Raw genomic sequence first — 7,292 nt, forward strand, 5'->3', positions numbered from 1 at the left:
ATTCGCCATCCGCTGTATGCGGCCTTGTGGCTGGCGGCGCTGGCCCAGTTCCTGCTGGTGCAGGATGGCTTGGCGGGCAGTGGTGGTGTGCTTGCCCTGCTGTTCAGCTATGGGCGCAGTGTAAGGCGGGAGGAGGGCCTGTTGCTGCAGTGGCTGGGTGATGCCTATCGCCAGTACATGCAGCACACCGGCCGACTGTGGCCCCGCGGGCTGGCGCGCTAGCGCTGCCGGTCGTTGTCAGGGCTGACCATCGACATTGCTCAGCATGGTGGTGATTTCCGCCGGGCGATACAGGGCCGGGCCGCTTCGATACACCGTCAGTTTTCCTTGTTCGATGAGGCCGACTTCCAGTTGCCTGCTGGCTGGGTCCAGCAGCAGGTAGGCCATCTCGCTGCCGCCTTCGTGCGGCTTGTTGCCGCTGACATAGAGCAGCTGGTCCCGGCTTAGCGGGCCGCTGACCTGCATGTTCTGCTGGAACACGGCAAATTTGCTGCCCAGCAGTTGCCGCAACGCCTCTGCCACCACGCCGGTCTGGTACAGGCCGATGTCAGCCGGGTACTTTCCTGTCTTGTTTTCCAGCGCCTGCCATTGCTGCTTGGCATCCACCTTGTCTGACGCTTGTTTCAGGATGGCCATGGCATTGCCCAGTGCCGGGTTCTCCGTGAGCAGTGTTGCAGCCTGCTGCTTGGCTTCTGCCGTCACATGGCTTGCCTGCTGGCGCAGTGCGGCAAGCGGTGCGCTGCTGGCTTGCAGGCTATTGTGGGCTGCGCCGATGGCGGCTGAGGCCGCTTGCTGTGCCTGTTCGCTTTGTTGCTGGCTGCAGGCGGTCAGCAGGCAAAGTCCTGTCATGGCCATGACTTTTCTGTGCGGGATCATGATGGCTCCTGGTGCTGTGAACGATGGCAGAGTGTCTGGGGCGGCAAGAGTTCCTTTTTTATTGTAGTAATACTACATTTTTTCTTACGCATCACCTGTGGCCAACATTCACTATGAAAAACATGAATGTTTGAAATCGAACATTCCGGCCTATTCATTGTGCAGTGGCCTTATTCTGTGCGCGGGGACGCTTTGCGGTTGCTGCCGGTGCTTGTGGCTTTGGCGGCAAAAGACGGCAGGGGCGGTTGCAAGACAGGCACTTTGCCTGTTTTGCTACTATGGTGTTGATTATAAACAGGTCTGTGTGTGCGTTGACTGATGTCTTGCCGCTCAGGTGGGGGCTGGATTTTCCCTGTTGGCCTGTCAGAGGGCTTTGTGCGGTCCTGGTTTGATCTGCATCAAGCTCTTATTTTCGATATCGAATGTAGTATTGTTTCCATAGAGAACATTTCGGGCTTCAACTCAGGAGATAGTCATGGAATCGATTGCTCAACAAGCCGTACAGGCAGACCCTTGGCGGAGTTTTGCCGCCGGTGACTGGCAAAACCGCGTCGATGTACGCAACTTCATCCAGCTCAATTACCAACCGTATGCTGGCGATGCCACTTTCCTGGCTGGCGCTACCGAACGCACCCAGGCCCTGTGGGCTGCGCTGGGCGAATTGCTGAAACAGGAGCGGGAAAAGGGCGTGCTGGATGTATCGGCTGACCGTGGTACTTCCATTACCGCTCACGATGCTGGCTATATCGATCCCAAGCTGGAACTGATTGTCGGCCTGCAAACCGATGCGCCGCTCAAGCGCGCCATCATGCCCAATGGTGGTTTGCGCATGGTGGAAGCCGGGCTGGCTGCCTATGGCTTTACCCTGGACCCGGTGATCAAGGAAGTCTGGAGCAAATACCGCAAGAGCCATAACCAGGGGGTGTTCGATACCTATACCCCGGAAATTCTGGCCGCGCGTAAATCCGGCATCATCACCGGCCTGCCGGATGCCTATGGCCGTGGCCGCATCATCGGCGACTATCGCCGGGTCGCACTGTATGGTACCGATTTCCTGCGTAAGGAACGCCAGCAGGTTTTCCATGAGCTGGATGACGCCGTATTCACTGAAGACGTGCTACGTCAGCGTGAAGAACTGTCCGAACAATTCCGCGCACTGGACGAGCTGCGCGAAATGGCAGCCAAGTACGGTTATGACATCAGCCGTCCGGCGGTGAATGCGCGCGAAGCCGTGCAATGGACCTACTTTGCCTATCTGGCTGCGGTGAAGGAGCAAAACGGTGCCGCCATGTCGCTGGGCCGCATTGCCACCTTCCTCGACATCTATATCGAGCGTGATCTGGCCGCCGGTGTACTGACCGAAGCACAGGCGCAGGAGCTGATTGATGATCTGGTGATCAAGCTGCGCATCGTGCGCTTCCTGCGCACCCCGGAATACGACCAGCTGTTCTCCGGCGACCCCACCTGGGTGACCGAATCCATTGGTGGCATGGGCGAGGATGGCCGCACACTGGTCAGCAAGAACAGCTTCCGCTTCCTCAATACCCTGTACAACTTGGGCCCGGCGCCAGAGCCCAACCTTACCGTATTGTGGTCTACCGCATTGCCGCAGGGTTTCAAGGACTTCTGCGCCAAGGTGTCCATCGACACCAGCTCCATCCAGTACGAAAACGACGACCTGATGCGGCCTTACTGGGGCGACGATTACGGCATTGCCTGCTGCGTGTCGGCCATGCGTATCGGCAAGCAGATGCAGTTCTTTGGTGCCCGCGCCAACCTGGCCAAGGCCATGCTGTATGCCATCAACGGTGGTCGGGATGAAAAGAGCGGTGCCGTAGTGGCACATGGCTTCGAGCCGATTACCGATGATGTGCTGGACTTTGACACGGTGATGGCCAGGTTCGACAAGATGATGGACTGGCTGGCCGCCACTTACGTGAAGGCGCTCAACTGCATCCATTACATGCACGACAAATACGCATACGAGCGCATCGAAATGGCGCTGCACGACCGTGACATCCTGCGCACCATGGCCTGCGGCATTGCCGGACTGTCGGTGGCAGCGGATTCGCTGTCGGCCATCAAGCATGCCCGCGTGCATGTCATCCGCAACGAAGACGGCCTGGCTGTGGACTACCGCATCGAGGGCGACTACCCGGCCTATGGCAATAACGATGACCGGGTGGACAGCATGGCGGTGTGGCTGACTGAAACCTTCATGAACAAGATCAAGGCCCAGCCGTATTTCTACCGTAATGCCACGCCCACCCAGTCGGTGCTCACCATCACCTCCAATGTGGTGTATGGCAAGAAAACCGGTAATACCCCGTGCGGGCGTCGTGCTGGCGAGCCCTTTGCGCCGGGTGCCAATCCGATGAACGGTCGGGACGTGCATGGCTTTGTTGCTGCGGGTGCCTCGGTGGCCAAGCTGCCCTATGCCGCCGCGCTGGATGGCATCAGCTGGACCGCATCGGCCACGCCGGATGCGCTGGGCCATACCGCAGAGGATCGCGTTGCCAATCTATCGCATTGTCTGGATGGTTTTGCCGCTGCCGGCGGTTTCCATGTGAATGTGAACGTGTTCCGCCGCGAAACCCTGCTGGACGCGATGGAGCACCCGGAGCTTTACCCGCAGCTCACCATCCGCGTGTCCGGCTATGCGGTGAACTTCGTCAAACTGACGCGTGAACAGCAACTGGATGTGATCAACCGTACCTTCCACGGTAGCCTGTAAGCCCGTCACGGTTTGTCCATCGACCCGCCCGCCGGCAGATGCTGACGGGCGGTTTTTTCATCAGGAGTATTCATGACCCAGCAGCATGTGGTGCATGCGCCGCTCAGTCAGGGGGAGTTGACCGGCTACGTTCACTCCACCGAAAGCGGCGCCGGAGTGGACGGGCCGGGCATGCGCTTTGTCTATTTCATGTCCGGCTGCCAGTTTCGCTGCCAGTACTGCCACAACCCGGATACCTGGAAGCTGCATGCCGGTCGTCAGTTGACGGTGGAGCATGCATTGGCGGAAATCGCCCCTTATGCCGGCTTTCTCAAATTTGCCGGTGGCGTCACGGTATCCGGTGGCGAGCCGCTGATGCAGCCGGAATTTGTCGGCGCGCTATTTGCCGCCATCAAGCAGCGCTACGGCCTGCACACCGCGCTGGATACCCAGGGCTTTCTGCATGCCAATGTGGATGATGCCTGGTTTGACCAGGTCGATCTGGTGTTGCTGGACATCAAGCACAGCGACCCGCAGCGCTATCTGGAAATTACCGGCCAGGCCTTGCAGCCGACGCTGGATTTTGCCCAGCGGCTGAAACGGCTGAGTAAACCGATATGGCTGCGCTATGTACTGGTGCCGGGGCTTACAGACGGTGCTGACGATATCGCCCGCCTGGCAGATTACGCAGCTAGTCTTGGCAGCATTGTGCAACGTGTGGAAGTGCTGCCTTTCCATCAAATGGGCGCTGACAAATGGGCGCAGCTGGGTCTGCACTATCCGCTGGCGGCGACGCCAACGCCTACGGCTGCGGCAGTGGACGCAGCGCGGGGGGTTTTCGCGGCGCGTGGGCTGACGGTTTGTTGAATACGGGGTAGGGCAGTGTTTCGGTTAAAGGTTCTGGCTATCTTTCCGAAACTTCTGATAGGTATTGTTTTGGCGCTGAGGATAATACGTCGGGTGAGTCGTCATTGAACAACCCTGAAAAGATTGTCCGAAGAGATGAAAACAGAACTGTCCAAACTTGGCAAGCCAGCCAGCAATCTATCGGCACGGGTGATCAGCGAGCAGATCAGCACCCTGATTGACCGCCTTTCCAAAAAAGGCCAGTGCATCGTGATCTGGGAGAAAGAACGCTTGTTGTTCTGCTCCATGGATAGCCGCAATGCCCAGCGATATCTCGCCAAACCCACTTGTCTGGGGGTTTATGATGCAGATGTCACTTACTGGGATGTGCAAAAAGACCTGAAGGAAATCCTCCAGCGCGGTTGATGCCTGCAAATGGCAGCCAGCCCTGCCATCTGCCTGACGGGTAACTGCTTGCGTGATAGTGATTTACCCGTTTGGTCATATCCGGTACAGTCCGCTTTTTCCATCGTCAAGGCAGGCCTCTGACAGGAGGCCTGTCGGCCGTCCTGCATGTGGTGCTGCCGCTTGCCGGATTCATGCAATACACCATTTTCGATACGCCAATCCTGCGCGACCTGATGCGCGCCTTGTCCATTTTTCTGTTGCGTCTGCGCGGCTGGCGCATTGCAGGACAGTTTCCCGATTTGCCCAAGTATGTACTGATTGCCGCACCGCATACCAGCAACTGGGATTTCCCGCTGACGCTGGGCGTTTGCTTTGCCTTGCGCGCCAAACTGTACTGGATGGGAAAGCACACGCTGTTCTGGGGACCGATGGGGCCGATCATGCGCTGGTTGGGTGGCATTCCGGTGCGGCGCAGTCGCAGCAACTCGCTGGTGCAGCAGATGGTGGAGGTTTACCAGCGCTCCGACAAGCTGGTAGTGGCCATTCCTCCGGAAGGAACCCGCCAGCGGGTAAAGGAATGGAAAACCGGCTTTTATCACATTGCCTGTGGCGCACAGGTGCCGGTGGTGCTGGCCTATATGGACTATGCCCGCAAAGAATGCGGTTTTGGTCCGGTGTTCTATCCCAGCGGTGATATCGAGGCGGACATGCCCAGGATACGCGCGTTTTACCAGGACAAGACCGGCAAGTACCCGGATCAGCAATAAGCGCCGCTCAAAAAATCCTGTTGCGGCGTTGTGCCTTGCCCCAGGGATGTTGCGCTGTGCTTAGTCGCGCCAAGTACCACGACATGCAAAAAAGAGCCCGCTGGCAGATTGCCGCGGGCTTTTTGCATCTGGGGTATTCAGGGCGCGGGGACTGCCGATGTGGCGGCCTGTACCGGAATGAATTGCAGCAGCGGTGCGGCCAGCAGGGATTGGCCAAAATCGATGGCGCTGCGACGGACTTTCTCATCGGACACTTCGGCAAGCAGCTCCAGTCTGGCCATGATCTTGGACATTTCCCGTTCGAACGACAGATTACGCTGTTGCGGATTGATTTCATTGGCCAGCAACATCGGGCTGCCATCGGCATTTTGACGGTGTCCAAGCAGCCAGGCTGCCACCTCCACGTTGTAGGCAGCGTTCTCCAGCTGCTGGGCATTCAGGCCATGGACCAGGTACAGCTCGGTGCGGCCACCGTAGACATCCACCAGCATGCTGCCCAGACCAAACACCAGGGTGCCGGCGCGGTCGCCAGCAAATTGCGGGTCAAATGCGGTGGTGAGTGCGGCAGTGGAACGTACTTTGCCCAGTTGCGGCAAGGGCTGATTCAGCCGGATGGCCTGCATGATCTGGCGCACGGCTGCCTCGCGGCTGTCGTGGCCGCCTTTGCGCCACTGAGCGGGGTTGCGCCGGTAGAGTTTGTCCAGCAAGGTTTGCAGGCTGGCCAGATTGTCGCGCATGGCCAGGTTTGCCATGCGGTTGCTGGCTGTCTGGCCCAGTTCTGCCGAGTTGAAATTTTCACCCTTTACCGGCTTTTTGATTGGCTCGCTACTACACGCGGTCAGTAGCAAGCCGGCCAGCAAGGGTAGGGTAAAACGCAGCATCTGCATGGTGGGGCATGCCTTGCATTAAGCGGGGGTGAGGCCTTGTTTTACCCTGTTGCCTGATGTCAGGCAAGAATTGTCGGCTTCAGGATTTGGTGGCAAACAGTGCCTGCCAGCCATCCACACCCAGTTGGGTGACGGTGTCGATGTTCTTCTCGAAGATGGCTTCCGCTTCCGGGAAGGCTTCCACCGCACGATCGATACTGGCTTCGCGAATCAGGTGCAGGGTAGGCCAGGGCGAGCGGTTGGTATAGTTGCTGATGTCGTTGATGCCGGTGCCTTCAAACTGGAATTTGGGATGAAAGCTGGCTACCTGCAAGACGCCGTCCAGATCGAGCTCGGCCACAATGGCGTCGGCGATGTCCTGAAACTCGTTGAAATCCAGAAAGCGCTGCAGCACATAAGGATGAATCAGCAGGGTGGTATCGGTTTCTTCCGGGCTGGTTTCGGCCAGCAACTGCAGTTCACGCGCCAGTTCTTCTGCCAGTTGAGCCGGTTCGGTGGCATCGCTGACAACGATACGAACCTGGTTCTTGACGTAAACCGATTTGGCAAAAGGACAGAGATTCAGGCCGATGACGGCTTTTTCCAGCCATAGGCCTGTCTCTTATACACATCTGACGCTGCCGACGAACAGTAAGATGTGGGGTGGTGGGGGGGGGGGGGGGGGGTGAAAATGGGGGGGGGGGGGGGGGGGGGGGGGGGGGGGGGGGGGGGGGGGGGGGGGGGGGGGGGGGGGGGGGGGGGGGGGGGGGGGGGGGGGGGGGGGGGGGGGGGGGGGGGGGGGGGGGGGGGGGGGGG

At 58.9% G+C, this 7,292-nt stretch carries 9 protein-coding genes; 5 read left to right on the top strand and 4 right to left on the bottom strand.

The genetic code is table 11. The annotated features are described in order from the left end of the window. A partial coding sequence (locus JHD62_RS20650) for a hypothetical protein (protein WP_199104460.1) occupies positions 1-222 on the top strand: 222 nt, incomplete at its 5' end. A gap of 15 nt (positions 223-237) precedes the next feature. On the opposite strand, the gene JHD62_RS20655 is transcribed toward JHD62_RS20650, so the two are convergent. Continuing rightward, the gene (locus JHD62_RS20655; RefSeq protein WP_199104461.1) at positions 238-876 is read right to left on the bottom strand and encodes a hypothetical protein; all 639 of its coding nucleotides are present in this window, start codon (positions 874-876) and stop codon (positions 238-240) included. 475 nt (positions 877-1,351) lie between these two features. On the opposite strand from JHD62_RS20655, the gene pflB reads away from it, so the two are divergent. The 4 genes from pflB (at position 1,352) to JHD62_RS20675 (ending at position 5,610) form a co-directional block, all read left to right on the top strand. After that, a complete protein-coding gene (pflB, locus tag JHD62_RS20660) occupies positions 1,352-3,610 on the top strand; it encodes a formate C-acetyltransferase (protein ID WP_199104462.1) in 2,259 nt (752 codons plus the stop codon). Between the two features lie 72 nt (positions 3,611-3,682). Continuing rightward, complete coding sequence (gene pflA / locus JHD62_RS20665; RefSeq protein WP_199104463.1) at positions 3,683-4,456, top strand: pyruvate formate-lyase-activating protein; 774 nt, start codon at positions 3,683-3,685, stop codon at positions 4,454-4,456. 135 nt (positions 4,457-4,591) lie between these two features. Beyond that, complete coding sequence (locus JHD62_RS20670) at positions 4,592-4,861, top strand: hypothetical protein (RefSeq protein ID WP_199104464.1); 270 nt, start codon at positions 4,592-4,594, stop codon at positions 4,859-4,861. A gap of 173 nt (positions 4,862-5,034) precedes the next feature. Then, positions 5,035-5,610 carry a lysophospholipid acyltransferase family protein gene (locus JHD62_RS20675; RefSeq protein WP_199104465.1) on the top strand — a complete coding sequence of 192 codons (576 nt, stop codon included), beginning with the start codon at positions 5,035-5,037 and terminating at the stop codon, positions 5,608-5,610. A 137-nt stretch (positions 5,611-5,747) separates the two neighbouring features. On the opposite strand, the gene JHD62_RS20680 is transcribed toward JHD62_RS20675, so the two are convergent. The 3 genes from JHD62_RS20680 to JHD62_RS20690 form a co-directional block, all read right to left on the bottom strand. Then, the gene (locus JHD62_RS20680) at positions 5,748-6,497 is read right to left on the bottom strand and encodes a hypothetical protein (protein ID WP_199104466.1); all 750 of its coding nucleotides are present in this window, start codon (positions 6,495-6,497) and stop codon (positions 5,748-5,750) included. A gap of 79 nt (positions 6,498-6,576) precedes the next feature. After that, the gene (locus JHD62_RS20685) at positions 6,577-7,083 is read right to left on the bottom strand and encodes a DUF1415 domain-containing protein (protein ID WP_199104468.1); all 507 of its coding nucleotides are present in this window, start codon (positions 7,081-7,083) and stop codon (positions 6,577-6,579) included. Further along, a partial coding sequence (locus JHD62_RS20690; RefSeq protein WP_199104467.1) for a hypothetical protein occupies positions 7,059-7,292 on the bottom strand: 234 nt, incomplete at its 5' end. The genes JHD62_RS20690 and JHD62_RS20685, both read right to left, overlap by 25 nt.

It is taken from the genome of Aquitalea sp. ASV11 (assembly GCF_016429185.1).
GTDB classification, from domain to species: Bacteria; Pseudomonadota; Gammaproteobacteria; order Burkholderiales; family Chromobacteriaceae; genus Aquitalea; species Aquitalea pelogenes.

What these genes read in the sequence shown, in the direction of transcription:
- pflA (WP_199104463.1), top strand. Translation starts at nt 3,683, where the DNA reads ATGACCCAGCAGCATGTGGTGCATGCGCCGCTCAGTCAGGGGGAGTTG.
- JHD62_RS20680 (WP_199104466.1), bottom strand. Translation starts at nt 6,497, where the DNA reads ATGCAGATGCTGCGTTTTACCCTACCCTTGCTGGCCGGCTTGCTACTG.
- JHD62_RS20675 (WP_199104465.1), top strand. Translation starts at nt 5,035, where the DNA reads ATGCAATACACCATTTTCGATACGCCAATCCTGCGCGACCTGATGCGC.
- JHD62_RS20655 (WP_199104461.1), bottom strand. Translation starts at nt 876, where the DNA reads ATGATCCCGCACAGAAAAGTCATGGCCATGACAGGACTTTGCCTGCTG.
- pflB (WP_199104462.1), top strand. Translation starts at nt 1,352, where the DNA reads ATGGAATCGATTGCTCAACAAGCCGTACAGGCAGACCCTTGGCGGAGT.
- JHD62_RS20670 (WP_199104464.1), top strand. Translation starts at nt 4,592, where the DNA reads ATGAAAACAGAACTGTCCAAACTTGGCAAGCCAGCCAGCAATCTATCG.